The organism is Nonomuraea sp. CA-141351, assembly GCF_050944675.1.
In the GTDB taxonomy this organism is placed as follows: Bacteria; Actinomycetota; Actinomycetes; order Streptosporangiales; family Streptosporangiaceae; genus Nonomuraea.
The window spans coordinates 1,584,575-1,606,926 of sequence record NZ_CP191982.1; the positions used below are offsets into that span (position 1 = coordinate 1,584,575).

At 70.2% G+C, this 22,352-nt stretch carries 27 protein-coding genes; 14 read left to right on the top strand and 13 right to left on the bottom strand.

All coding sequences use genetic code 11. From position 1 onward, the window contains the following. Positions 1–21 precede the first annotated feature (21 nt). On the bottom strand, positions 22–882 hold the full coding sequence (locus ACQPWU_RS07955; RefSeq protein ID WP_433438043.1) for a LysR family transcriptional regulator: 861 nt from the start codon (positions 880–882) through the stop codon (positions 22–24). 110 nt (positions 883–992) lie between these two features. On the opposite strand from ACQPWU_RS07955, the gene ACQPWU_RS07960 reads away from it, so the two are divergent. Then, positions 993–1,520 carry a cysteine dioxygenase gene (locus tag ACQPWU_RS07960; protein ID WP_433438045.1) on the top strand — a complete coding sequence of 176 codons (528 nt, stop codon included), beginning with the start codon at positions 993–995 and terminating at the stop codon, positions 1,518–1,520. On the opposite strand, the gene ACQPWU_RS07965 is transcribed toward ACQPWU_RS07960, so the two are convergent. After that, positions 1,499–2,149 (bottom strand): alpha/beta fold hydrolase, encoded by a 651-nt coding sequence (locus tag ACQPWU_RS07965; protein ID WP_433438047.1) that lies wholly within the window; start codon positions 2,147–2,149, stop codon positions 1,499–1,501. The two genes, ACQPWU_RS07960 and ACQPWU_RS07965, sit on opposite strands and share 22 nt — an antisense overlap. A gap of 76 nt (positions 2,150–2,225) precedes the next feature. Between ACQPWU_RS07965 and ACQPWU_RS07970 the strand changes: the two genes are divergently transcribed. The 3 genes from ACQPWU_RS07970 to ACQPWU_RS07980 are packed head-to-tail and all read left to right on the top strand — an operon-like array spanning position 2,226 to position 3,599. Further along, on the top strand, positions 2,226–2,726 hold the full coding sequence (locus tag ACQPWU_RS07970; RefSeq protein WP_433438049.1) for a pyridoxamine 5'-phosphate oxidase family protein: 501 nt from the start codon (positions 2,226–2,228) through the stop codon (positions 2,724–2,726). 52 nt (positions 2,727–2,778) lie between these two features. Further along, entirely contained in the window at positions 2,779–3,363 is a 585-nt protein-coding gene (locus ACQPWU_RS07975; protein ID WP_433438050.1) for a helix-turn-helix domain-containing protein, read from the top strand. 20 nt (positions 3,364–3,383) lie between these two features. Beyond that, positions 3,384–3,599 carry a hypothetical protein gene (locus tag ACQPWU_RS07980; protein WP_433438051.1) on the top strand — a complete coding sequence of 72 codons (216 nt, stop codon included), beginning with the start codon at positions 3,384–3,386 and terminating at the stop codon, positions 3,597–3,599. Here the strand turns inward: ACQPWU_RS07980 and ACQPWU_RS07985 are convergent. After that, positions 3,593–3,988, bottom strand: a complete 396-nt coding sequence (locus ACQPWU_RS07985) for an ester cyclase (RefSeq protein WP_433438053.1) — start codon at positions 3,986–3,988, stop codon at positions 3,593–3,595. The two genes, ACQPWU_RS07980 and ACQPWU_RS07985, sit on opposite strands and share 7 nt — an antisense overlap. Positions 3,989–4,075: 87 nt before the next feature. Between ACQPWU_RS07985 and ACQPWU_RS07990 the strand changes: the two genes are divergently transcribed. Then, positions 4,076–4,615 (top strand): TetR/AcrR family transcriptional regulator, encoded by a 540-nt coding sequence (locus tag ACQPWU_RS07990; RefSeq protein WP_433438054.1) that lies wholly within the window; start codon positions 4,076–4,078, stop codon positions 4,613–4,615. Positions 4,616–4,776: 161 nt separating this feature from the next. Further along, positions 4,777–5,373, top strand: coding sequence for a hypothetical protein (locus ACQPWU_RS07995; protein ID WP_433438055.1), 597 nt, complete (start codon positions 4,777–4,779; stop codon positions 5,371–5,373). A 210-nt stretch (positions 5,374–5,583) separates the two neighbouring features. Here the strand turns inward: ACQPWU_RS07995 and ACQPWU_RS08000 are convergent, their stop codons facing one another. Beyond that, the gene (locus tag ACQPWU_RS08000; RefSeq protein ID WP_433438056.1) at positions 5,584–6,939 is read right to left on the bottom strand and encodes a dipeptidase; all 1,356 of its coding nucleotides are present in this window, start codon (positions 6,937–6,939) and stop codon (positions 5,584–5,586) included. A gap of 282 nt (positions 6,940–7,221) precedes the next feature. On the opposite strand from ACQPWU_RS08000, the gene ACQPWU_RS08005 reads away from it, so the two are divergent. Both ACQPWU_RS08005 and ald read left to right on the top strand, forming a co-directional pair. Then, positions 7,222–8,604, top strand: a complete 1,383-nt coding sequence (locus tag ACQPWU_RS08005) for an aspartate aminotransferase family protein (protein WP_433438057.1) — start codon at positions 7,222–7,224, stop codon at positions 8,602–8,604. Between the two features lie 97 nt (positions 8,605–8,701). Beyond that, positions 8,702–9,811, top strand: a complete 1,110-nt coding sequence (gene ald / locus ACQPWU_RS08010) for an alanine dehydrogenase (protein WP_433438058.1) — start codon at positions 8,702–8,704, stop codon at positions 9,809–9,811. Here ald and ACQPWU_RS08015 read toward each other — a convergent pair. Then, on the bottom strand, positions 9,808–10,257 hold the full coding sequence (locus ACQPWU_RS08015; RefSeq protein ID WP_433438060.1) for a VOC family protein: 450 nt from the start codon (positions 10,255–10,257) through the stop codon (positions 9,808–9,810). The genes ald and ACQPWU_RS08015 overlap by 4 nt on opposite strands. Then, entirely contained in the window at positions 10,254–10,571 is a 318-nt protein-coding gene (locus ACQPWU_RS08020) for a PadR family transcriptional regulator (protein WP_433438061.1), read from the bottom strand. The genes ACQPWU_RS08015 and ACQPWU_RS08020 overlap by 4 nt, the downstream gene beginning before the upstream one ends. A 64-nt stretch (positions 10,572–10,635) precedes the next feature. Here ACQPWU_RS08020 and ACQPWU_RS08025 point away from each other — a divergent pair, with 64 nt between their 5' ends. Further along, positions 10,636–11,004 carry a VOC family protein gene (locus tag ACQPWU_RS08025; protein ID WP_433438063.1) on the top strand — a complete coding sequence of 123 codons (369 nt, stop codon included), beginning with the start codon at positions 10,636–10,638 and terminating at the stop codon, positions 11,002–11,004. Here ACQPWU_RS08025 and ACQPWU_RS08030 read toward each other — a convergent pair. The 4 genes from ACQPWU_RS08030 to ggt form a co-directional block, all read right to left on the bottom strand. Beyond that, on the bottom strand, positions 11,001–12,386 hold the full coding sequence (locus tag ACQPWU_RS08030; RefSeq protein WP_433438065.1) for a tetratricopeptide repeat protein: 1,386 nt from the start codon (positions 12,384–12,386) through the stop codon (positions 11,001–11,003). The two genes, ACQPWU_RS08025 and ACQPWU_RS08030, sit on opposite strands and share 4 nt — an antisense overlap. 56 nt (positions 12,387–12,442) lie before the next feature. Then, entirely contained in the window at positions 12,443–13,327 is an 885-nt protein-coding gene (locus ACQPWU_RS08035; protein WP_433438066.1) for an urease accessory protein UreH domain-containing protein, read from the bottom strand. Between the two features lie 131 nt (positions 13,328–13,458). Continuing rightward, on the bottom strand, positions 13,459–13,692 hold the full coding sequence (locus ACQPWU_RS08040; protein WP_360699360.1) for an SHOCT domain-containing protein: 234 nt from the start codon (positions 13,690–13,692) through the stop codon (positions 13,459–13,461). Between the two features lie 258 nt (positions 13,693–13,950). Further along, positions 13,951–15,687: a gamma-glutamyltransferase gene (ggt, locus tag ACQPWU_RS08045; protein WP_433438068.1), complete on the bottom strand. Its 1,737-nt coding sequence runs from the start codon at positions 15,685–15,687 to the stop codon at positions 13,951–13,953. A 94-nt stretch (positions 15,688–15,781) separates the two neighbouring features. Between ggt and ACQPWU_RS08050 the strand changes: the two genes are divergently transcribed. After that, complete coding sequence (locus ACQPWU_RS08050) at positions 15,782–16,906, top strand: sensor histidine kinase (RefSeq protein WP_433438070.1); 1,125 nt, start codon at positions 15,782–15,784, stop codon at positions 16,904–16,906. Beyond that, positions 16,903–17,550, top strand: a complete 648-nt coding sequence (locus ACQPWU_RS08055) for a response regulator (protein WP_433438072.1) — start codon at positions 16,903–16,905, stop codon at positions 17,548–17,550. Before ACQPWU_RS08050 ends, ACQPWU_RS08055 begins: the two co-directional genes overlap by 4 nt. On the opposite strand, the gene ACQPWU_RS08060 is transcribed toward ACQPWU_RS08055, so the two are convergent. Next, positions 17,531–18,979 carry an FAD-dependent monooxygenase gene (locus ACQPWU_RS08060; RefSeq protein ID WP_433438073.1) on the bottom strand — a complete coding sequence of 483 codons (1,449 nt, stop codon included), beginning with the start codon at positions 18,977–18,979 and terminating at the stop codon, positions 17,531–17,533. The two genes, ACQPWU_RS08055 and ACQPWU_RS08060, sit on opposite strands and share 20 nt — an antisense overlap. A 52-nt stretch (positions 18,980–19,031) precedes the next feature. Between ACQPWU_RS08060 and ACQPWU_RS08065 the strand changes: the two genes are divergently transcribed. From ACQPWU_RS08065 to ACQPWU_RS08075, 3 genes are read left to right on the top strand one after another with little or no spacing between them, the layout of a single operon-like run. Next, on the top strand, positions 19,032–19,235 hold the full coding sequence (locus tag ACQPWU_RS08065) for a helix-turn-helix domain-containing protein (RefSeq protein WP_170223733.1): 204 nt from the start codon (positions 19,032–19,034) through the stop codon (positions 19,233–19,235). 10 nt (positions 19,236–19,245) lie between these two features. Beyond that, entirely contained in the window at positions 19,246–19,701 is a 456-nt protein-coding gene (locus tag ACQPWU_RS08070) for a Clp protease N-terminal domain-containing protein (RefSeq protein WP_433438076.1), read from the top strand. Between the two features lie 47 nt (positions 19,702–19,748). After that, entirely contained in the window at positions 19,749–20,504 is a 756-nt protein-coding gene (locus ACQPWU_RS08075) for a class I SAM-dependent methyltransferase (protein WP_433438078.1), read from the top strand. Here ACQPWU_RS08075 and ACQPWU_RS08080 read toward each other — a convergent pair. Next, complete coding sequence (locus ACQPWU_RS08080; RefSeq protein ID WP_433438080.1) at positions 20,498–21,946, bottom strand: flavin-containing monooxygenase; 1,449 nt, start codon at positions 21,944–21,946, stop codon at positions 20,498–20,500. The two genes, ACQPWU_RS08075 and ACQPWU_RS08080, sit on opposite strands and share 7 nt — an antisense overlap. Before the next feature lie 211 nt (positions 21,947–22,157). Then, entirely contained in the window at positions 22,158–22,331 is a 174-nt protein-coding gene (locus tag ACQPWU_RS08085; RefSeq protein WP_433438082.1) for a hypothetical protein, read from the bottom strand. Between the last annotated feature and the right edge of the window lie 21 nt (positions 22,332–22,352).

Genomic DNA, 22,352 nt, shown 5'->3' on the forward strand with positions numbered 1-22,352 from the left:
GGGGCCATCGTAGAAGCGGCGTCAAAGGCTTTCCCGCAGCGCCGCCAGCAACGCCTCCGTGGGCGGCGGGTGGGGCGGCTCGCCGTAGACCGCGGCGTACACGTGCCTGGTCGAGCCGGGCACCTCCACCACCTGCACGTCCGGGTGTCGGTGGGCCTGCAGTGCGAGCCCGGGCAGCATGGTCAGGCCCAGACCGGCCGCCACCAGGGCCTGGACGGCCACGATGTCGTCGCTGGTGAACGAGATCCGCGGCGCGAATCCCGCCTTGTCGCAAATGTCCAGCAGATGGCTCCTGCACCGGTCGCACCCCGCGATCCAGGACGACTCCGCATGGTCGGCCAGCTCGCCCGGCGGGCCGTTGGACACCAGGTAGCTGGGGTCGTCGAGAAGGTGGATCATGCGGATGCCGTTGTCCTCGGGCGCCGTGTCGTCGTACCGGAAGATCACGGCCACGTCCACCCGCCCGGACCGCAGCAGCCTGAGCGCCTCCGGCGGCTCGATCTCGGTGAGCTGCAGGCGCAGGCCAGGGTGCGCGCCGGACAGCAGCCCGGCCGCCCTCGGGATGAACGTGCCCAGCGCCGAGGGGAAGGCGGCCAGCCGGACCCGCCCTGAACGCAGCCCCACGTGCGCGGCGAGCTCCTCGGCGGTGGCGTCGAGCCGTCCGATGATCTCCGCGGCCCGCTCGGCGAGCAGCCGGCCCGCCTCCGTGAGCCTGATGCCGCGCCCGACGCGCTGGACGAGCCGGGCTCCGGTCTCCGCCTCCAGCCGGGCGAGGTGATGGCTGACCGAGGGCTGCGAGTAATGGAGCTCCTTGGCGGCGGCGGTCAGCGAGCCCGTCCGGGCGACCGCGACGAGGACGCGTAGGCGCACTACATCCAGCATTCATCAATCGTATCTATGGGTTGACCAGAGAAGTTCTGTTGGACCTATCGGTCGAGGTGTAGCACCGTGGAAGGGGAAGGAAGATTGTCGTCTTTCCCTGGGGGGATGCCATGGATACGATCGTCACCGCCGTCAGACCCGGGCTCGATGCGCTCGTGTCTGGCATTTCCGAAATCGTGGACCGCAGGCTCGGGCGCGGCGAGACCGCGTTCGCCGTCGCCGACCTGCTCCGAGCCCGGCTCCCCGGGCTCGACATCCTCACGCCACGCGAACGCGAGGGCTCGCCCGACGGGTACGTCTCCCGCCCCCTCCACAGCCGGGAGGACTTCTCCATCGTGAGCGTCGTGTGGCGCCCCGGCCAGGAGACGCCGATCCACGACCACGTGTCGTGGTGCACGTTCGGCATCATCAGCGGTATCGAGTACGAGACCCTCTACCGCGACATGGGCGACCATCTGGTGGAGATCGGGCGGGCCGCCAACCGGCCCGGCGAGGTCAGCGGGTTCGCGCCGCCCGGGGACATCCACAAGGTCCGCAACACCAGCGACGAGGTGGGCGTGTCGATTCACGTGTACGGGGCGGATGTGGCCAAGCTGGGCAGCAGCGTACGCCGCGTCTACGACCTGCCGGTGAGATAGCTCTCCAAGCGGTCGGCCAGTTCCTTCGGCCGGGCCAGCATGGGCGCGTGACTGCCGTCGATCTCGTCGGGCGTGATGCCGAGCCGGTCGCGTACGACACCACGCATGAAGTCCGGCGTGAAGAACCGGTCATCCCTGCACAGCAGGAATCTCGTCGGCAGGTCCGGCCAGGCGTCCAGTGGCCACGGCTCAGCCACGGCCTTGTCCGCGTGGTTCCGCGACCTCGTCAGCGACTCCTCGGCTACGTTCCTGGGCACGTCGTGGAGAAAGAGGCCGATCGGGTCGGACATGTCCTTCGAGTCGAACCCGGTGTTGGCCCACCAATCGGCCGGCGGCTCGCCCGGGGCCGGGATCATGGCGGTGACCAGCACGAGGAGGTCGGCAGGCACGCGGGCGCAGACCAGCGGCCCGACGAAGCCGCCCCACGAATGCGCCACCACGACCAGGTCGCGACGGTCCCCGACGGCCTCGACCACGGAGTCCGCGTAGTCGAACAGGCCCGCGGACTCGTCCTCGACCGGCAGGCTCACCGCCACCACGTCGTGCCCGCGGCCGCGTAGCTCGGGCTCCAGCAGGTGCCAGTCCCAGGCGGACCCACCGCCCCCATGGATCAGTGCGAACGTCGCCATGCCCTCACCCTAGTCCGGCGATGAGTTTCCGCCCCCGGGCAAGTCCGTACGTATGGGAGCCGAACCGAGGAGCGACATGGAACCCACCACCGAACTGGACGCCCGCTTCAGCGCCGAGAACGCCACGCCCACGCCCTGGGCCGAGGCCCGCGACCAGCTCGAACGCGCTGAGACGTACTGGCTGAGCACCGTGCGCGCCGACGGCCGCCCGCATGTCACGACGCTGATAGCCGTCTGGCAGGACGACGCGCTCTGCTTCACGACGGGAGCGGAGGAACAGAAGGCCAGGAACCTCGAATCCAACCGCAACTGCGCCCTCACGACCGGCGCCAGCTCGATGAGCGGCGGGCTGGACCTGGTGGTGGAGGGGGTCGCCGAACGGGTCACGGACCCGGGCAGGCTCAAGCGGCTGGCCGACGCCTGGGAGGCCAAGTACGGGCCGGAGTGGCACTTCGAGGTCGGCGACGGCGTGTTCGTGAACTTCGCGCACGGCGAGGCCCTGGTGTTCGAGGTGGCGCCGTCGAAGGTGCTGGGTTTCCGCAAGGGTGAGTTCAGCCAGACCCGCTGGCGCTTCTGACAGATCCGCAAATTTTATTGCGCAAATTTTCTTTCGCTTCTATGGTGGTTTCATGGCCACCGAGAAGACCCGCCGCATCAAGGACCTCGACACGCTCAAGGCGTTGGGCCACCCGCTGCGCATGAAGCTCTATCGCGCCGTCTATGTGGCGGGCACGGCGACCGCCTCGCAGCTCGCCGACCAGGTGGGCGAGGCCGTCTCGCTGGTCAGCTACCACCTGCGCAAGCTGGCCGCGCACGGCCTCATCGAGGAGGCGGAGGCGGGCGGCGACGCCCGGGAGCGCTGGTGGCGGCGCGCGGACGCCGCCATCAGCACCCGGGATGAGGACTTTCGCGACTCCCCCGAGAGCGCCGCCGTCCACGCCGCGCTGTCCCGCATGCACGCCCGCCAAATGAGCGAGATGTACGAGAGCTACCTCGACGCCCAGTCCGCCTGGCCGGCCGGCTGGCGCGACGCGGCCTTCAGCTCGGAATTCCTGCTCTCACTCACCGCCAAGGAGGTGCGTCAGCTCGGCGACGAGATCAACGAGGTCGTCGGGAAGTGGCGGGCGCACGGGCAGGCCGCTCGCGAGTCGGGTGACACCGAGGGGCGCGAGAACGTCGCCGTGCACACGTACGGCTTCCCGTTCCGTACCTGACTTTCTGTGAGGTGAGTGCGATGTATCCGGACTTATACCTGTACGTCGAGCGGGCGCGAGCCCACGAGTTGCGCGCCGAGGCGGAGCGGCGAGCCCGAGCGCTTCGGTTGAACGCCGGAGTGGAACGGCGCCGCCCGGCCCGGCCGCCGTCCGGCTCGGTCGTCCGCGCCTTGGAGACGCGTCTGGGCTGGGCCCTGGTGGAGACGGGCCTCCGGCTGGTGTACCGGGATTACTGATCGAGGCCGAGCTGACGGCGCATGGCCGTGGTGTCCATGACGGCCCAGTGCTCGACGATCCTGCCGTCCCGTACGCGGATCATGTCGATGCTCCGCACCTCGTACCGGCGGCCCGAGGCCGTGTGCGTGCCGCGGCTGAGGTAGACGTTGGCCGACAGGTCGTCGGTGGAGATGTTCTGCTCCACCGTGACGGACGCGTCGTGAAAGCCCGTCCCGCCGGAGAAGGCCCGCTCCCACTTGTCCTTCCACGCTGCCAGGCCGTGGTGGTCGCCGTCCGTGCCGCCCCGGTGGTCGATCACCTCAGGGTCGATGAGCGCCAGCCCCTCGTCCATCCGCCTGGCCTCGTACAACTCGATGATGCGCCTGTGCACCTCGCCGGCCGTCATCATGCCGCTCTCCTGCCGTTAAGTGGGGAGTTCCCCGTTTATGTGCGCGGCTAGACTAGCCGGGGAAATCCCCACTTAGCAAGGAGACTGATGGGACAGAGGCCTCGCCGGGCGGACGCGCAGCGCAACTACGACCAGCTGCTGGCCGCGGCCGCGCAGGTCTTCGCCGAACGCGGCACCGACGCGCCGCTCGACGACGTGGCCCGCCGCGCCGGGGTCGGGAACGCCACCATGTACCGGCATTTCCCCACCCGTACGGACCTGCTGGTCGCCGTCTACGCCGACGAGGTCGCCCACCTGTGCGCGAGCGGCCAGACCCTGCTGACCGCCGAGTCACCCGGCGAGGCGCTGAATGAATGGCTGCGGCTCTTCATGGACTACATCACCACGAAGCGGGGCCTGGCCCTGGCGGTCACCGACGACGAAGGCAGCTCCGCGTTGGTGGCGGAGTGGCACGCGTCCATGCTCGCCACCGCCTCGGCCCTGCTGGACACGGCCAAGCGGGCGGGCGCCGCCCGCGCCGACCTCGACGTGCGCGACCTGCTGACCCTGGTCAGGGGCGTCGCCCTGGCCGCCTCGGATCGCGCACAGGCCGACCGTCTGCTGGGCCTGATCGATTACGGCACCTGACCCGGCTCGTCCACGATCCCGGAGCCGAGTACGGACATGGGCGCCTCGGACCGAACGTGGGCATCGGCGCCTCAAGTTGGCGCCGGGCAGGTCACCTTCCGCACACTTTGAGTGCCTGTTTGGTTACGCTGGGTGCAGTCGCAGACGAGGAGTGCAGGCACGTGGACAACCCAGGAACAACCACCGGCGAGCGGAGGCCCGGCGTCTCGTACGGGATGGGCATGCTGCACCGGCTGGTCGCGGCGGTGGTGGCGGGTGGAGCATTGGCTCTGGCCGGGTGCGCGGCGGGTGGCGACCCCTCGCCGGACGCCGCGTCGCGGAGCGAGTCCCCGAGCCCGTCCGACCTGTCGGCGGACGACACCGAAGGCGACGCCACACCGGACACCTCGTCGCAGGGCGAACATTCGAGCTCGTCCGGCCTGCCGGCGGCCGCGGACGGCACCGATCTCGCCGCCTGCGCCGACGGACGGTGTGAGGTGCGGGTAAGCGCGGGATCGAACCTCTCTGTGCCACGCCGCCTGGGGGTCGCTTCAGTACGGGTGCAATCGGTCGAGTTCGACACCGTCACCGTTGTCGGGCGCTATCTCGGATACTCGCAGCGCGGATTCTGCACCGGCACCAGCTGCAATTCCTCCAGCTCGGGGAACAGGTTCAAGGTCGTCCTGGGCACCGACAGCAAGGCCACCGAGAACGGCCTGAGCATCACGGCAGTGGCCGCCAACGGTGAATCCGCGGTGTTGCAGCTCGCCCCTGAATGATCCGATCGGCCAAGACGTGCGCGATATCTCGACGTCGCCTTCTCGGGCGGGCGGGGGAATCGCGACGCTCGGCGCGCCGAGACAGAGCCGGTCGGGCATGACGGCGAGTGGGACAGGGGTAGGCGGTGCCTGAGCCCCGCCCCGAGGTGGGCTCCGGCAGGCCCACCATCCAGTAGGGCAACGGGTGGGTGGGCCTGCGCAACCTACTACCTACACCCCCAGCGCCGAGGGGAGGCTGATTTCGTGGAGGAACAGGGCCTCGGTCGTCGCCACGCGCTGTAGCTCCTCCAGGTCCACCCGCTCGTTCGGAGCGTGAATGGCGGCGTCCTCGTCCTCCGCCCCGAACAGCAGGATCTCCGCCGCGGGGAACTGCTTCAGCAGCGTGTTCACCAGCGGAATCGAGCCCCCCGCGCCCACGTCGCGGGGCGGGCGGCCGAAGGCCCACTCCATGGCGCGGTTCAGCGCCGCCCGGGCCTTGCCGCCCGAGTCCGCCTGGAAGCCCGAGCCCACCGTGAAGTCCCCGAACGACACCTGGACTCCCCACGGCGCCACCTGGCGCAGGAACTCCACCACCGCGTTCACCGTGGTCTTCGGGTCGCCCACCGGAGGGACGCGGACGGTCACGCGTGCCCGCGCGGCAGGCTGGACGGCGTTCACCGCTCCGGAGACCGTCGGAACGTCCAGGCCCGTCACGGTGATCGCGTACGACGACCAGAGCCGGTCCGCCAGCGAGCCCGAGCCCACCAGGGAGACCCCGTCCAGGACGCCGGCCGTCTTCCTGAACTCCTCCTCCGACGGCCCCTGGCCCAGGAACGAACCGCGCGGCAGCCCGGGCACGCGGATGTCGCCGTTGTCGTCGTGCAGCGAGGTCAGCATGCGCATCAGGGCGGCCAGCGCGTCGGGGGCGGCGCCGCCGAACGAGCCGCTGTGCACCGCCTCCTTCAGCGTGCGGACCTCGATGGTGAACGCCGCCATGCCGCGCAGCGACGTGGTGACCGCCGGGTCGCCGACGCGCGGGTTGCCGCAGTCGGCCACCACGATGGCATCGGCCCGCAGCAGGTCGGGGTGGCGCTCGACGAACGCCTCCAGACGCTCGCCCGCGTACTCCTCCTGGCCCTCGATGATGACCTTGATGCCTACGGGGAACCGGCCCTGGAAGGCGCGCAGGGCGGTGACGTGGGAGATGACGCCTGACTTGTCGTCCGCGCAGCCCCGCCCGTACAGGCGGCCGTCGATCAAGGTCGGCTCGAACGGCGAGGTGCGCCACGCGGCCGTGTCGCCCGCCGGCTGCACGTCGTAGTGCGCGTACAGCAGGACGGTGGGGGCGCCGGGCGGCGCCGGGGCCTCGCCGAAGACCGCCGGGAAGCTGCCCTCGACGGGCACCTGCTGGACGCGCGGCAGTCCCGCCGAGCGCAGCAGTTCCTCCGTCAGCGCGGCGGCGGCGTACACCGGCTCCTCCGGGTGCCCGGGGAAGGCCACGGAGGGTATGGCGGCGAGCCGCTTGAGGTCCTCGACGGATTGGGGCATCGCCGCGGCGACAGCGCTCTTGATCTGCTCAGGAGTCACGGAAGGGTCCCCCCGGGGTCATTCATAGTCGGTGGTGGTCAACATCAACAGGTCTCAGCCGGTGAGGGCCGGTATAGACGCGTTGCTCTCATTGGATCACAGAACGTCCCAGGTGCGGCAACGAGTCTGACCCGCGCGCCAATGTACATGCGGATTTCGTCGCAGTTACAAAGCGGTTCTGCGGATCTCGATTTTCTTGCATAGTGCTGCGACCGATTCGCTTGGCAAATCCGCAGGTGAGCATGCAGACTGTGGGAAGTTCAGACACAAGGGAAGATAACCATGACGCAGCCGGAAAACGACGTCCTGAAGGCCGCGCAGGACAACCTGTGGTTGCACTTCACCAGGCACAGCGCCTACCAGCAGTCCGAGATCCCCACCATCGTGCGCGGTGAGGGGTCCTACATCTACGACATCCACGGCAAGCGCTACCTCGACGGTCTGGCCGGGCTCTTCGTGGTCCAGGTCGGCCACGGACGCCAGGAACTGGCCGAGGCCGCCGCCAAGCAGGCCCAGGAGCTGGCGTTCTTCCCGCTGTGGTCCTACGCCCACCCCAAGGCCGCCGAGCTGGCCCAGCGCCTGGCCTCCTACGCCCCCGGCGACCTGAACCGCGTCTTCTTCACCACCGGCGGCGGCGAGGCGGTCGAGACCGCCTGGAAGCTCGCCAAGCAGTACTACAAGCTCGTCGGCAAGCCCCTCAAGCACAAGGTCATCAGCCGCCAGATCGCCTACCACGGCACACCGCAGGGCGCGCTGTCGATCACCGGCATCCCCGCGTTCAAGCAGATGTTCGAGCCGCTGGTGCCCGGCTCGATCAGGGTCCCCAACACCAACCACTACCGCGCCGACGAGATCACCGGCGTGCAGGGCATGACCCCCGAGGAGTACGGCTTCTGGGCGGCCGAGCGTGTGGCCCGCGCCATCGAGATGGAGGGCCCCGACACGGTGGCCGCCGTCTTCGCCGAGCCCGTGCAGAACGCCGGCGGCTGCTTCCCGCCCCCTCCCGGCTACTGGCAGCGCCTGCGCGAGATCTGCGACGAGTACGACGTGCTGCTCGTCTCCGACGAGGTCATCTGCGCCTTCGGCCGGCTGGGCACGATGTTCGGTGGCCAGAAGTTCGACTACGTGCCTGACATCATCACGTGCGCCAAGGGCCTGACCAGCGGCTACTCGCCCATCGGCGCGATGATTGCGCATGAGCGGCTGTTCGAGCCGTTCAAGAACGGCGACACCATGTTCGCCCACGGCTACACGTTCGGGGGCCACCCCGTCTCTGCGGCTGTTGCACTGGCCAACCTTGATATCTTCGAACGTGAGGACCTGCTCGGTCACGTCACCAGGAACGAGCCGCTGTTCAAGCAGACCCTCGACGGCCTGCGCGACCTGCCCATCGTCGGTGACGTTCGCGGCTCCGGCTACTTCTGGGGCATCGAGCTGGTCAAGGACAAAGCCACCAAGGAGACGTTCAACGCCGAGGAGTCGGAGCGGCTCCTGCGTGGCTTCCTGTCCAAGGCGCTGTTCGACGCGGGCCTGTACTGCCGCGCCGACGACCGCGGAGATCCCGTCATCCAGCTCTCGCCCCCGCTGATCGCGGGTCCGGAGGAGTTCGCCGAGATCGGGTCGATTCTCCGTGACGTGCTCACCCAGGCATGGGCGCGCCTGTAAGGGCGGATTCGCCACCTGTGGCGGATCGCTGAACGCGGTCCGCCACAACACCGTAATCCCGGTACGACGGCGTGCCGGTTCGCGAAAGGAACAAACCATGAAGATCGGCGTTCCTGCCGAGGTCAAGAACCACGAATATCGCGTCGCCGCCACGCCTGCCGGAGTTCACGAGCTGGTGCGCAACGGCCACGACGTCCTCGTCCAGCGAGGCGCCGGGCTCGGCTCGTCCATCCCGGACGAGGAGTACCTCTCGGCGGGCGCGAAGCTCCTCGACAGCGCCGACGCCGTGTGGGGCGAGGCGGACATGGTGCTCAAGGTGAAGGAACCGATCGCCGAGGAGTACCACCGGCTCCGTGAGGGGCTGGTGCTGTTCACGTACCTGCACCTGGCCGCCTCCCGCCCCTGCACCGACGCGCTGCTCGGCGCCAGGACGACCGGCATCGCGTACGAGACCGTCCAGGTCGGCAACGCGCTGCCGCTGCTCGCCCCCATGTCCGAGGTCGCGGGTCGTCTCGCGCCGCAGGTGGGCGCGTACAACATGATGCGCTTCAACGGCGGCCGCGGCGTCCTGCCCGGCGGCGTGCCCGGCGTGGCGCCGGCGAAGGTGGTCGTCATCGGGGGCGGCGTCTCGGGGCTGAACGCCGCACAGATCGCCGTCGGCATGGGCGCGGACGTGACCGTGCTCGACCTCAACATCGACCGCCTGCGCCACATCGACGCCATCTACCAGGGGCGGCTCAAGACGCTGGTCTCCACGTCGTACGCGATCGAGCAGGAGGTCCTGCAGGCCGACCTGGTCATCGGCGCGGTGCTGATCCCCGGCGCCAAGGCCCCGACGCTCGTCTCCAACGACCTGGTCTCGCGCATGAAGCCGGGCTCCGTGCTCGTCGACATCGCCATCGACCAGGGCGGCTGCTTCGAGGACTCGCGTCCGACCACGCACGCCGAGCCGACGTACAAGGTGCACGAGTCGGTCTTCTACTGCGTGGCCAACATGCCGGGCTCCGTGGCCAACACCTCCACGTACGCCCTGACGAACGCGACCCTCCCGTACGCGGTCAAGCTGGCCAACCTGGGCTGGCGCGACGCGCTCAAGGCCGACGCGGGCCTCGCGGGCGGGCTCAACACCTACGACGGCAAGCTGACCAACCAGCCGGTCGCCGAGGCGCTCGGCCTGCCGTTCACCCCGGTCGCCGAGATCGTCTAACCTTCCGGGCGGTACGTCGTGCCCTGCACGATCTCGCCGGGCGTCAGCTGCTCCCTGGCCGTGGTCACCGCCCAGCGGTGACCGAAGGGATCGCGCAGCACGCCGTACCGTTCGCCCCAGAACATCTCCCGCACCGGCTGCTCGATCTCGGCCCCGGCCTCGATCGCCTGCTCGGCGACGGTGTCGGGGTCCGCGACCTCCAGCAGGATCAGCACCGGGCTGCCGCCCAGCGTCGGCGGCGCCAGCGCGCCCAGGCCGGGCATTTCCTCGCTCACCAGGAGCCGTCCGGCCCCGAGCTGCAGCTCCACGAAGAGAATCGCTCCGTCGGACAGCGTGTTGCGGAACACCTCTACTGCGCCCAGGCCCTCGCGGTAGAAGGCGATCGCCGCCTCCGCGTCGCGCACGAACAGGTGCGGGCACAGCCCCTGCGGGCGTAGCGATGTCATGCGATCAATCCTGCCTCTCTGGCCGCTGTCACCAGGCGGGCCATCAGCTCGGCCTCCTCCCGCGCCGCACGCTCGCCCTGCGGGGTCAGCTTGTAGTAACGACGCCTGGCGTCGTGCGGCGCCGCCGGATCTCCCTCGTCGGTCTCCTCGACCAGGCCGTCGGCCTCAAGGCGGTTGATGGTCCGGTAGAGCGTGCCGGGGCCCAGTTTGACCGCGCCGCCGCTGACCTCCTCGACGAACCGCATCACCGCGTAACCGTGCCCGGAACCGCTGGCCAGCGCCAGAAGCACGTGAAAACCGGCGGCCGTGAGCATGATTGACACCATAGCACCACAGTGGTTATATCCATAATGGATATAACTTCACAAAGGAGGGGCGATGGCGCTCGGCATCAGCCAGGTCACCATCTACGTCGAAGACCAGCAGAAGGCGGTCGACTTCTGGACGGACAAGATGGGCTTCACGGTCACCACCGACCTGCCGTACGGCGAGGACCGCTGGATCGAGGTGACCCCGCCCACTGGAGGTCCCGGGCTGGTCATCTACAAGGCCGACCCCAGCTGGCCCACGCCGGCCAAAGACCTGCCCAACTACGTGCTCTTCCAGGCCGACGACATAGTCGAGACGTACGAGGAGCTCGCGGCGCGCGGCGTCGAGTTCACCCAGGCGCCCAAGCAGGAGCCGTGGGGCTGGTCCGCGGTCTTCAAGGACGACGAGGGCCACCTGTTCCACCTGGGGCAGCGCTAACGCACGCCCAGGCGCCGTCGCAGGTCGCGGGCCGTGGACAGGACGTACTGGATCTCGCCGGGGCTGGGCCACGGCGCGCTTCCGGGGCGCAGCAGCGTGCCGCGTACCGAGGCCAGGTGCTCGATCGCGCTCCGGTGCACCCCGCTCCGCTCCACCAGCCACCCGATCACGTCGGAATGGTCGTGCAGCGGCCTGGTCACCAGATCCCACGTGCCCAGCACCTCGGCCAGGTCCGACACCGACAGCGAGAGGCCGCCCCTTCGCCCGGTCGCGGCCGCGGCCAACTCCGCCCTGGCAGCAAGCTCCGGTTCGGTGTGTCTTCCCCAGACGGCCGGCGGTGGGTCGGAGAGCCAGGACTGGGCCTCGCCCAGCTCGCCGGTCACCGACAGCAGCCCGCCCAGCTCGACGGCGGCCCCGCGGTGCCCGGCCTGCGCCGCCTGCCTGAACCAGTGCTGCCCGCCCGCCATGTCGCCGAACTCGGCGATCAGCAGCAGGCCGTAGTTGAAGGCCGACTCGGCGTCCCCGCCCGCCGCCGCGCGGCCGAACCAGTGGCTGGCCGCCGCGCAGTCACCCAGCTCCACGCACACGAACCCGGCCATCCGCTGGTCGTAGACCCGCCCCGTCCCGGCCGCCTGCTCGAACCAGCCGCGGGCCGTACGCAGGTCGCCCCTGGACAGCGCGACGCAGCCGAGCTGGGAGGCGGCGCCCGGGTGCTCGCTCTTGGCGGCCAGCCGGTAGTAGGCCTCCGCGCCCTCGGGATCGCGGCCGGCGTCCAGGTAGAGGCCCATGCAGTACGCCGAGTCCGCGTGGCCGCCCCTGGCCGCGTACTCCCACCAGCGCAGGGTCTCGTTGTCATCGCCCGCGGCGTAGGCCAGGAAGCCCAGGTCGTGTGCCGAGGTCAGGTCGCCGTCGGCGGCCGCCCTGCGGTGCCACTCCCGTGCCGCCCCCAGCTCACCCGTGTCCTCGCACATAAGCGCCAGCCTGCGGGCCGCCGCCCTGGACCCGCCGTGGGCCGCCTGCTCGTACCAGCGCCTGGCACCCTCGGCGTCGCCGCACTGCTCCAGCAGGAGCGTCGCCAGGTTGGCCGCGGCCTCGGCGTCGCCGGTGCCGGCCGCGAACTCGTACCAGGTGACCGCATCCTCCAGGCTGCCGTGCTTCTCGTGCCAGACGCCCAGGTTGTAGGCGCTGTCGACGTTGCCGGCGGCGGCCGCCCGCTCCCACCAGAGCTTGGCGGCCGCGCGGTCGCCATGCTGGGCATAAAGTTTGCCGAGCCGGTGCGCGGCCTGCGCGTCACCCGCACGCGCGGCGGCCAGCAGCTCGGGCTCGTCTCCCACGCGCGGCGCCGGTATGGACGGCGCCGCCACCTCTCCTTGCCAGGCCATGGCGACCAGAGTGGCACGTGATCGCGTGATTGCGAACGGTAATCGCCGACACGGCTCTACGAGAAGTTGATGAAGCCGGTGTACATGCCCATTCCGCACACGTACCGCAGCGATCCCCGCGGCCGTGGCGCCAGGCGCACGGTGGCCGGCAGCGCGACGTCGCGACCGTCGATCGTGACGGTGCCCGTGCATCCCCGGTCCACCAGCTTGAACACCACATCGACGGGCACGCCCGCGCGTGCCGTCACGACGGCCGGGCGGTAGCCCTCGCGGGTGGCCCAGACGGTCACGGTCTGCGCGCCTGGCCCGGTCACGGCGGATGAAGGGGTGCCGCCGATCCAGCCGCCCAGATTGAGGCCGGCGCCGATGGTCCATAACCCGGCGGCGATCGCCACGACCCCGGCGAGCCGGGCCAGCCGGGTGCGGGAGACGCGCCGCAACACGTAGCCGAGCAGCGCGAACGCCGGAGCGGTGCCGACCACGAACCCCGCCATGGCCGCCGCCCCCGCCACCGGGGAGCCGCTGGAGATCGCGATCATCTCCATGCCGAGCGTCACCCCGCAGGGCACGAGGATGGTGGCCGCACCCAGCAGGGGCGCCTTGTACCGGGAAGGGGCGTCCGCAGGGGCCGGGACCGCGCAGTGCCCCCGCCGCATCAGCCGGACCGCGAAGACGACCACCGTGACGCCGGCCACGACGAGCAGCGCCGCCCGCGCCGGGGGCGGCAGGCTGACGGCCGAGCCGAGCAGCCCGAGCAGCGCTCCGGCCGCGGTGTACGAGGCCAGCCGCCCCGCCAGGAACCAGCCGACCAGCGCGGGATCGCGCCCGTGGCAGCCGTCGACCAGGCCCATGAGCAACCCGCCCTGCGCTGCCGTGCACGTGGCCGTCCCCGCCACGAGTCCGGCGGCGACGCCACCGGCGAGCAGTGTGGCGGTGCTCACCGGTGGCTCAGTGGACGAGCGTCAGCGCGACGGACCGCATACCTGTCCCCACTTTCTACGATTCCGGTACACGCAACGTAACGCGGCAGCCCGAATGCGGCCAGTGACAGTAATTGCACTGTTAGTGATGTTTAGGATGATCCGCCCCTGAGAACAGACATCCTTTCGAAGTACTCGTCGTCGCTCATCTCGCCGCGGGCGTACCGCTCGGAGAGGATCTGCTCCGCGGACGCTGTAGGCGAGGCCGGGGCGGGCGTGTGGCGCGGCCCCCACCAGCCCCTGCGGCGGGCGGTGATGGCGAGCGCGACGATGGCGACCCAGAACAGGCCCCAGAAGAACGGGATGATCGGCCAGAAGCTGTGCATGTCTCCTCCTCGGTTTGTGCCTCCAGGGTCCGCCGGAGGAGGGGTTCGCCGAATCGCACGTCAGGCCCTGTTCCGGGTCCGCCCCAGGGAGTGTTCGTGCGGGCCGCCCGTACGCCCGCGGGTGTAGCGCGCCGGTGCGTTTCATCGTCCGCAGATGCTCGACAGCCCGCCGCCGGTCCTGACGAACGTGGTCGAGGAAGTGACGGGACGGCCCGCGCGGTCCTTCGCCGAATGGGCGAAGGACCACGCGGGAGACTTCTAGGGCGCCACCACCATCGCGCTGCCGCCGCCACGGCGGACGGGCTCGGCGACGGCCTGGATCCGGCCCCTGCCGACGAACTCCAGCCCGGTGGCCGCCCCGATCTCCGGATTGAGCGCGAAGCTGTGCCCCTTGGCCTCGAGCCCGGCCCGGTATTTGTCCAGGAACGCCTGCTCGGCCTGCGTCTGCGCGGTGTTGCGCTGGGTGGCGCGGGGCGCGGCGAGCGCGTCGGGCAGGCTCATCCCGAACTCGTACCGGTTGACCAGGATCTGCAGCACGGTCGTGATGATGGTCGAGCCGCCCGGCGACCCGACCGCCAGCACCGGCCTGCCGTGCTCGAACACCAGCGTGGGCGACATCGACGAGCGCGGACGCTTGCCGGGGCCGGGCAGGTTGGGGTCACCGGGCGCCGGGCCGAACGTGAAGTCGGTCAGCTCGTTGTTGAGGAGCACGCCGCGCCCCGGCACCACGATGCCGTTGCCGCCGGTGGACTCGATGGTCAGGTTGTAGGCGATCACGTTGCCCCAGCGGTCGGCGACGACGAGGTGGGTGGTCTCGGGGCCTTCGTCCGCGACCGGGGTGGAGCTGCCGCTGGGCTGGGCGCAGGGCTCGTAGGAGCCGTCCGGGTTGCCGGGCGCCGCCGGGTGGGCCATCGCCCTGTCGCCGATCAGGCAGGCCCGCTCCTTGGCGAAGCCGTCGGACAGCAGCTCCTTGAGCGGCACGCCGGGGATGTCGCCGACGTATTTGCCCCGGTCGGCGAAGGCCAGCCTGGACGCCTCCAGATATTCGTGCAGCTCCACGAGCGGATCGGTGGACGGGGGCAGGGCCTCGAGGATGTTGAGGGCCTCTCCGACCGTCGAACCGCCGGAGGACGGCGGCGCCATGCCGTACACGTCCTTGCCCTCGTAGGTGACCTTGGTGGGCTCGCGCAGGAGCGCGCGGTAGGCGCGCAGGTCGGACAGCTCCATCAGGCCCGGCCTGACGTTGCGGGTGCTGCCGGGGGTGACCGGCGGCTGCTTGACCGTGGCCACCACCTCCTTGCCCAGCTGCCCGCCGTACAGCCAGCCGGGGCCGCGCTTGCCGAGCTCACGGTACGTGGCCGCGAGCTCGGGGTTCCTGAACACCGAGCCGACGGGCGGCGGGGCGCCGTTCGGGAGGTAGAGCTTGGCCGTGGAGGTGAAGTCCTTGAACCGGTCCTGGTTCGAGGCGGTCTGGTCGTAGAAGGTCTGGTCGACGACGAAGCCCTTGGAGGCCACCTCGATCGCAGGCTGGAGTGCCTCTTTGAGCGAGATCGTGCCGAATTTGCGGAGGGCCAGGTCCCAGTTCGCGGCCGTGCCGGGGATGCCCGCCGACAGCCCGCTCGTGACGCCCTCATCGAACGGGATGCCCTCGAACGTGGTCGAGGTCATGGCCTGCGGAGCGGTCTCGCGGCCGTCGATCGTGAAGACCTTACGCTGCCTGGCGTCGTAGTAGACCATGAAGCCGCCTCCGGTCAGGCCCGCGGAGTACGGCTCCGTGACGCCCAGCACCGCGCCCGCGGCGACGGCGGCGTCAACGGCGTTGCCGCCCTTCCTGAGCACGGCGATGGCGGCCTTGCTGGCATCGAGGTCGACGGTGGCGACGGCGCCGCCGTACCCCTCCGCGACCGGCACTTTCTGCTGCGGAGCCGCCAGTGCGGGCGGGGCCGACACGAGCGAGACGAGGACTGCTACTGCGGGAACGATCACTCGGCGCATGTTCCCTACGATGGCCCACGTACGCCCATCGCGGTAGGGCCCCCTGACACACAGGGGTGATGCGCTGGTCAGGAGCCTGACCTAGCGTAGGGCTGTGCGTGGGAAATATGGCTTCGACCCCTATATGGCCCTCATCGTGGCGGCCGCCCAGTTCGTCATAGGCATGGGCGCGTCCTGGGGGCAGCGGGAGTTCAGGGTGCCGCTCGTCGGCCACCCGTATGGCTTCGCGCTGCTGCTGGTCGGGCCGCTGGCGATCCTGCTGCACCGCCGCTTCCCGCTGCTCACCACCGCCGCCGCGCTCGGCGCGAGCGACCTCTTCCTGGCCGGCGGGTACGCCTACGGCCCCAGCTTCATCAGCCCGGGGGTCCTGCTGTTCCTGCTGGTCACGCGTGGCAAGAGGCTGATGGCCTGGATCATGGCGGCGATGACGCTGTTGTCGTTCCTCACCTACGCCTGGCTGGACGGCCACCGCGACCTCTTCCACAGCGTGTGGATCCTGACGTTCATCATGCTCTTCATGGTCGTGGCCGAACTGGTCAGGATCGTCAGGGAACGCCGGGCCGAGCGGGAGCGCATCGCCGAGGAGGAGGCAAGGCGGCAGGCCAGCGAGGAGCGCCTGACCATGGCCCAGGAGCTGCACGACGTGCTCGCGCACAACATCTCGCTCATCCACGTCCAGGCGTCCACCGCACTCCACCTCATCGACGACAACCCGGAACAGGCCAGGACCGCTCTGTCCACCATCAAGACGGCGTCCAAGGAGGTACTGGGCGAGATGCGCTCAGTCCTGAACGTCCTGCGCGAAGGCGCCCCTCGTTCCCCCACGGCCGGGCTCGACCGCCTCGACGACCTGATCGAGCGCTCGGGCATGGACGTGACGCTCAAGCGCGTCGGCTCCCGCCCGCTGCCGCCGCAGGTGGAGCGGGCCGCGTACCGCATCGTGCAGGAGTCGCTCACCAACGCCGCCAGGCACGCGCCCGGGTCGTCGGTGAGCGTGCGCCTGGAGTACGGCGAACGTGAGCTGACCATCCACGTCGCCGACACGGGCGCGACGACCGCTCCCGTACTGTCCGAGGCCGGCAGCGGCAACGGCATCCCCGGCATGCGCGAGCGGGCCTCCGCGCTGGGCGGCACGCTGGTCGCGGGGCCCCTGCTCATCAATGGGGGCACGGGTTTCCAGGTCGAGGCCCGGCTGCCACTACCCGAGGAGAATTCATGATCAAGGTGCTGCTGGCCGACGACCAGGCGCTGGTCCGCGCGGGCTTCAAGGCGCTGCTGAACGCCCAGCCGGACATGACCGTGGTGGCCGAGGCCTCCGACGGCGCCGAGGCGGTGCGGCTGGCGGGCGAGCACCAGCCGGACGTGGTCCTGATGGACATCCGCATGCCGGGCACCGACGGCCTGACCGCCACCCGCCAGATGCCGCCGGGGCCGCACATCGTCATCCTGACGACGTTCGAGCTGGACGAGTACGTCTTCGAGGCGCTGCGCGGCGGGGCCAGCGGCTTCCTGGTCAAGGACACCGAGCCCGCCGAGCTGATCCAGGCGGTCCGGGTGGTGGCGGCGGGGGAGGCGCTGCTGTCGCCGAGCGTGACGCGCCGCCTGATCGCCGAGTACGCCTCCCGGGCCAAGGAGCCGGTCGCCGCCGCCGGGCTCGACCAGCTCACCGAGCGCGAACGCGAGGTGCTCGGCCTGGTCGGGACCGGCATGACGAACGACGAGATCGCGGCCAAGCTGTTCATGTCGCCGGCGACCGCGAAGACGCACGTGAGCCGGGCCATGATGAAGCTGCACGCCCGCGACCGCGCCCAGCTCGTTGTGATCGCCTACGAGTCGGGCCTGGTCAAGCCCGGCTGGCTATAAGCCCGAACCACTCCTGGGCCGCTTCCGCGAGCCCGTCCTTCCCTGCCCAGGCGACGTACCCGTCGGGGCGGATCAGCAGGGCGTCGGCGGGCGGGTCGTCGGCGCGGGTCCGGACCACGTCGATCCAGTCGTCGTCGAGCACCGGGCCGCCGCCCAGGTCGAGCAGCACGGGCCGCCCCCGGCGCATCAGCTCGGCCAGCCGACGCCCGTCCGACAGCGCCAGGTCGGGGGCGAACCGGCCGACCAGCGGGTGCGCCACCGCGTCTGGGGCTTCGTGAGGGCCACGAGCCGGGCCGTACCGGACGCCTGAGTCCTGCAGCAGCCCGGCCAGGTGGCGCAGCGGCTGCTCGAAGGAGAACACCTCGGTGAGCAGCTCGCGCAGCGCCGCGCCGTCCTCGCCCTCCACCCGGTCGATCGCGGCCTGCGCCCGGGTCTGCAAGAGGGCCCGCTCGGCCACCGGCCGCCGCTCGGACTCGTACGTGTCCAGCAGCCCCTCGGAGGCCCGCCCGCGGAGCACGGCGGCCAGCTTCCAGCCGAGGTTGGCCGCGTCCGTCATGCCCACGTTGAGCGCCGAGCCGCCCGCCGGGAACAAGTGGGCGGCGTCCCCCGCGAGGAACACCCGGCCCGCCCGGTAGCGCTCGGCGAGCCTGGCCTGCGAGACCGTGCTCGACAACCAGATCGGCTCGCCCAGCTCCAGATCCCTGCCCACCACGCGGCGCACGGCCGCGCGGAAGTCCTCGATCGTCGTGGGGCCCTCCGGCGGCTCCCCTTTCTCGCGCACCCCGGCGACGAGCACGCCGTGGTGGAGCGACGTGAGCAGCAGGCGGCCGTGCGGGGTGCGGGTCCAGCCCTGCTCCAGGCCGTCGAACTGCGGCGACTCGAACACGTTCACGTCCGTGCGGAAGTGCCCGAGCCGCAGCGGCTCGTCGCCGGTGGTGCCCGGGAAGCCGATCCCGGCCAGCCCCCGGATCAGGCTGTGCCCGCCGTCGCAGCCCACGACGTAGCGGGCCCGCAGGCTGTCGTTGAGCGTCACCCCCTCAGCGTCCTGGGCCAGCGAGCGCACCTCGTAGCCCCGCCTGATCTCGACTCCGAGCTCGGCCGCGCGCTCGGCCAGCAGGCGCTCGATCCGCGGCTGCTGGATCAGCAGCAGCTGTAACGGCATGTCGTCGAGGCCCGCGAAGCGCAGCGGCACCGAGCCGAACGGGAAGCCGGGCGCCCGCCCCGCGAATGGGCTGCCCGCGCTGAAGCGCTCCAGCAGGCCCCGGTGGTCGAGGAAGTCGATGATCTGCCCGCCCAGGCCGTTGGCCCTGGGCAGTTCGCTCGGCTCCGTCCTCTTCTCCAGCACGATCGGGCGGGCGCCGGCAAGACCCAGCTCGCACGCGAGCATGAGCCCCACGGGCCCCGCCCCCACGATCAGCACGTTCTCCATGCCTGTCAGGCTAGATTGACAAATTCCTGGCTGTCAAGCTAGCCTGACAAGCGTGGACGTAACAGAGCTCTCCGAAAGGATCAGGTCGAACGATCCGGCCATGGGGCTGCGGGCGGTGGGCGCGCTGCACCGGCTGGCCGAGCAGGTCGAGGCGGTGTCGGTGGCGCTGGCCAGGGAGCAGGGCTGGACCTGGGAGCAGATCGGCGACGCACTCGGCATGTCGCGGCAGTCCGTGCACGCCAAATACGGGAAGTGAGGGTTTCGCGATGTTGGGCTTTGAGAAGAGCCGGTTCGGGGTGATCGTCAAGGCCGCGTTCGACGAGGCCAGGCAGCGGGGCGACCGCCGGCTGGGCACCGAGCACCTGCTGCTCGGTGCTCTGCACGACGCGGACCTCGCCCGGGCGATCGGCGTGGACGTGACGGGCGGGCGGGCCGCGCTCGAGGAGCTGGACCGGGCGGCGCTGCGCATGCTCGGCCTGGAGGTCGGCGACATGCCGCGGGCGCCGCGCAAGCATCCGCAGGTCCCCGGCACCGCGCTCACATCGAGCGCCCGCGCCGTCATCAACCAGGCCATCAAGGCGACGACGATGAAGACCAGGTCGGCCGAGGCGCCACGGCAGCTGGTGCTCACCCTGCTCGCACAGGGGCGGCCCGATCCGGTCGCGCAACTGATCGACAAGCTCGGCATCGACCGGGCGGCGGTGCGCGGCTGCGTCGCCTGACGAAAATTTGGTTGAACGTGCGGCGGGCCCGCTGACATGGTCAGAGGATGCGCCGCACGTATGACGACCTCGTCCAGGAGGCCGCCACGGTCTCCGTGGACGGATGGGACTTCTCCTGGCTCGACGGCCGGGCCAGCGAGGAGCGGCCCTCCTGGGGCTACGCCAGGCTGCTCGGCGAGCGGATGGCGGGGGCGCGAGCCGCGCTCGACATCCAGACCGGCGGGGGCGAGGTCCTCGCCGGCGTGCCGAAGTTGCCGCCGGTGGCTGTGGCCACCGAGTCCTGGCCGCCCAACCTCGCGCTCGCCGCGTCCCGGCTGCGACCGCGGGGGGCTCGGGTGGTGGCCGACGACGAAAGGTCATGCCTGCCGTTCAGGGGCGGCACCTTCGACCTGGTGACCAGCCGCCACCCCGTGCGGACGTGGTGGGAGGATATCGCCCGCGTGCTGCGTCCCGGCGGGGCCTACTTCTCCCAGCAGGTCGGTCCCAGGAGCGTCTTCGAGCTGGCCGAGTTCTTCCTGGGGCCGCTGGAGGGCTCGGCCCGAGATCCCAGGGCTGCCGAGGAGGAGGCGGAGGCCGCCGGGCTGGAGGTCGTGGACCTGCGGTTCGAGCGGCTGCGGATGGAGTTCCACGACGTCGGGGCGGTGATCTACTTCCTGCGTAAGGTGATCTGGATCGTGCCGGGGTTCTCGGTCGAGCGCTACGCGGCCCGGCTGCGCGAGCTGCACGACCGGATCGAGGCGGAGGGGCCGTTCGTCGCCCACTCCTCACGGTTCCTCATCGAGGCCAGGCGGCCCGCTCAGTAGATGAGCTCGTACGCCTCCGGCTTCACCTTCCTGGTACGCGCCCAGTACTCGAAGGTGAAGCCCGGCCAGATCGTCCGGTTCACTCCGTGCTCGTCCAGATACCACGAGGTGCAGCCGCCTGTGTTCCAGACAAGAGGGTCGAGCCGTTCGCGCAGGCGGTGGCTGAACGCCCGCTGCGCCCCCGGCTTGACCTCGACGGCCCTGGCCTGGGTCCTGGAGAGCAGGCGCAGGCAGTCGATGACGTAACGGACCTGCGACTCGATCATGAACACGACCGAGTTGTGCCCGAGGCCCGTGTTGGGGCCGAGCAGGAAGAACAGGTTGGGGAAGCCCGTCGTGGTGATGCCGTAGTAGGTCTCGATGCCGTTCTGCCAGGCGTCCTGCAGCTTCAGCCCGCCTCTGCCGACGATGTGCTGGTCCTGCAGCGCGTCCACGACCTTGAAGCCGGTGCCGTAGATGATCACGTCGACCTCGTGCTCGGTGCCGGAGGCGTCCACGATCGAGTGCGGCCTGATCTCGGTGATCTCATCCGTCACCAGCTCGACATTTTCCCTGGTCAGGGCCGGGTAGTAGTCGCTGGAGACGAGGATGCGCTTGCAGCCGATCAGGTAGTCGGGGGTGAGCCTGCGGCGCAGGCCGGGATCGGGGACCTGGGCTTCGAGGTGCCTGCGGGCCAGCTTCTCGTGGACCTTCATGAGGCGCGGGTCGATGGCGAAGCCGAGTGCCCTCGACTCCAGGGCCCAGTAGAGGGCGCCGCGCATGGTCCTGGCCAGGCCGGGCGCGCGGAGGACGCGGCGCATGGCCGGCGAGAACGGGAAGTCCGGCTTGGGGTGGATCCACGGGGGCGTGCGCTGGAAGACGGTCAGGCTGCCCGCGATCGGGGCGATCTGGGGGACGAACTGGATGGCGGAGGCGCCGGTGCCGACGACGGCCACGCGCTTGCCGGTCAGGTCGATCGAGTGGTCCCATTCGGCGGAGTGGAAGGCGGGGCCGACGAAGGACTCGCGCCCCGAAATTTCGGGGAATTTCGGGATATGTAGGGCGCCGATGGCGGAGACCACGGCGTTCGTGCGGAAGGTCTCGCCGTCGTCCATGGTGACCGACCAGTCCCGCCCGGCGTCGTCGTATTCGAGGGCGACTACGCGCTTGCCGTACCTGATGTGCGGGGTGACGCCGTACTTGTCCGCGCACGATCGCATGTAGTCCCAGATCTCCTCCTGCGGGGAGAACATCCGTGACCAGTCCGGGTTCAGCTCGTATGAGTAGGAGTACATGTGCGAGGGCACGTCGCACGCGCAGCCGGGATAGGTGTTGTCGCGCCAGGTGCCGCCCAGCTCGGCGGCCTTCTCCAGGATGACGAAGTCGTGGAACCCCGCCTCCTTGAGCTTGATGGCCATGCCGATCCCGGCGAACCCGGATCCGATGATCGCCAACCCTGGCATTGGACCTCCCGGGGCGCGCGCTTATTGGACGCTATATCCAATATAAGGAGCGCTTCCTCCCCAGGTCCAGAGTGAGCCCTGTCACGACACCCGCCGGAGTGGCGCTGACCCGTCGCCGATGGGGCGACGCACGTGCGGTGCTTCGGGGGAACTCGACAGAACGCCGAGAACCCGCCACGGCCTCCGCGGCGGGTAGATCTTGTTCTGTGGCCTACTGCAGCAGGAGGAAGGCGGCGACGCCGATGATCACGATCGCGACGACAACCGCGATGATGGGCACGAGGGGCGACTTCTTGGGCGGGACAGCGGCTTCCTGCTCGCGGCGCTGCGCGAAAGCCTTGAACTGCTGGGTGTTGCCCGCCGGGTCGATATGCTGGTCAGACATGGCCAGCAGCCTAGCGTGAGT

What these genes read in the sequence shown, in the direction of transcription:
- ACQPWU_RS07980 (WP_433438051.1), top strand. Translation starts at nt 3,384, where the DNA reads ATGTATCCGGACTTATACCTGTACGTCGAGCGGGCGCGAGCCCACGAG.
- ACQPWU_RS08085 (WP_433438082.1), bottom strand. Translation starts at nt 22,331, where the DNA reads ATGTCTGACCAGCATATCGACCCGGCGGGCAACACCCAGCAGTTCAAG.
- ACQPWU_RS07975 (WP_433438050.1), top strand. Translation starts at nt 2,779, where the DNA reads ATGGCCACCGAGAAGACCCGCCGCATCAAGGACCTCGACACGCTCAAG.
- ald (WP_433438058.1), top strand. Translation starts at nt 8,702, where the DNA reads ATGAAGATCGGCGTTCCTGCCGAGGTCAAGAACCACGAATATCGCGTC.
- ACQPWU_RS08080 (WP_433438080.1), bottom strand. Translation starts at nt 21,946, where the DNA reads ATGCCAGGGTTGGCGATCATCGGATCCGGGTTCGCCGGGATCGGCATG.
- ACQPWU_RS07970 (WP_433438049.1), top strand. Translation starts at nt 2,226, where the DNA reads ATGGAACCCACCACCGAACTGGACGCCCGCTTCAGCGCCGAGAACGCC.
- ACQPWU_RS08055 (WP_433438072.1), top strand. Translation starts at nt 16,903, where the DNA reads ATGATCAAGGTGCTGCTGGCCGACGACCAGGCGCTGGTCCGCGCGGGC.
- ACQPWU_RS08025 (WP_433438063.1), top strand. Translation starts at nt 10,636, where the DNA reads ATGGCGCTCGGCATCAGCCAGGTCACCATCTACGTCGAAGACCAGCAG.
- ACQPWU_RS08070 (WP_433438076.1), top strand. Translation starts at nt 19,246, where the DNA reads ATGTTGGGCTTTGAGAAGAGCCGGTTCGGGGTGATCGTCAAGGCCGCG.
- ACQPWU_RS08060 (WP_433438073.1), bottom strand. Translation starts at nt 18,979, where the DNA reads ATGGAGAACGTGCTGATCGTGGGGGCGGGGCCCGTGGGGCTCATGCTC.
- ACQPWU_RS08030 (WP_433438065.1), bottom strand. Translation starts at nt 12,386, where the DNA reads ATGGCCTGGCAAGGAGAGGTGGCGGCGCCGTCCATACCGGCGCCGCGC.
- ACQPWU_RS08075 (WP_433438078.1), top strand. Translation starts at nt 19,749, where the DNA reads ATGCGCCGCACGTATGACGACCTCGTCCAGGAGGCCGCCACGGTCTCC.
- ACQPWU_RS07985 (WP_433438053.1), bottom strand. Translation starts at nt 3,988, where the DNA reads ATGATGACGGCCGGCGAGGTGCACAGGCGCATCATCGAGTTGTACGAG.
- ACQPWU_RS07965 (WP_433438047.1), bottom strand. Translation starts at nt 2,149, where the DNA reads ATGGCGACGTTCGCACTGATCCATGGGGGCGGTGGGTCCGCCTGGGAC.
- ACQPWU_RS08040 (WP_360699360.1), bottom strand. Translation starts at nt 13,692, where the DNA reads ATGCACAGCTTCTGGCCGATCATCCCGTTCTTCTGGGGCCTGTTCTGG.
- ACQPWU_RS07955 (WP_433438043.1), bottom strand. Translation starts at nt 882, where the DNA reads ATGCTGGATGTAGTGCGCCTACGCGTCCTCGTCGCGGTCGCCCGGACG.
- ggt (WP_433438068.1), bottom strand. Translation starts at nt 15,687, where the DNA reads ATGCGCCGAGTGATCGTTCCCGCAGTAGCAGTCCTCGTCTCGCTCGTG.
- ACQPWU_RS08020 (WP_433438061.1), bottom strand. Translation starts at nt 10,571, where the DNA reads ATGCTCACGGCCGCCGGTTTTCACGTGCTTCTGGCGCTGGCCAGCGGT.
- ACQPWU_RS08015 (WP_433438060.1), bottom strand. Translation starts at nt 10,257, where the DNA reads ATGACATCGCTACGCCCGCAGGGGCTGTGCCCGCACCTGTTCGTGCGC.
- ACQPWU_RS08005 (WP_433438057.1), top strand. Translation starts at nt 7,222, where the DNA reads ATGACGCAGCCGGAAAACGACGTCCTGAAGGCCGCGCAGGACAACCTG.
- ACQPWU_RS07960 (WP_433438045.1), top strand. Translation starts at nt 993, where the DNA reads ATGGATACGATCGTCACCGCCGTCAGACCCGGGCTCGATGCGCTCGTG.
- ACQPWU_RS07990 (WP_433438054.1), top strand. Translation starts at nt 4,076, where the DNA reads ATGGGACAGAGGCCTCGCCGGGCGGACGCGCAGCGCAACTACGACCAG.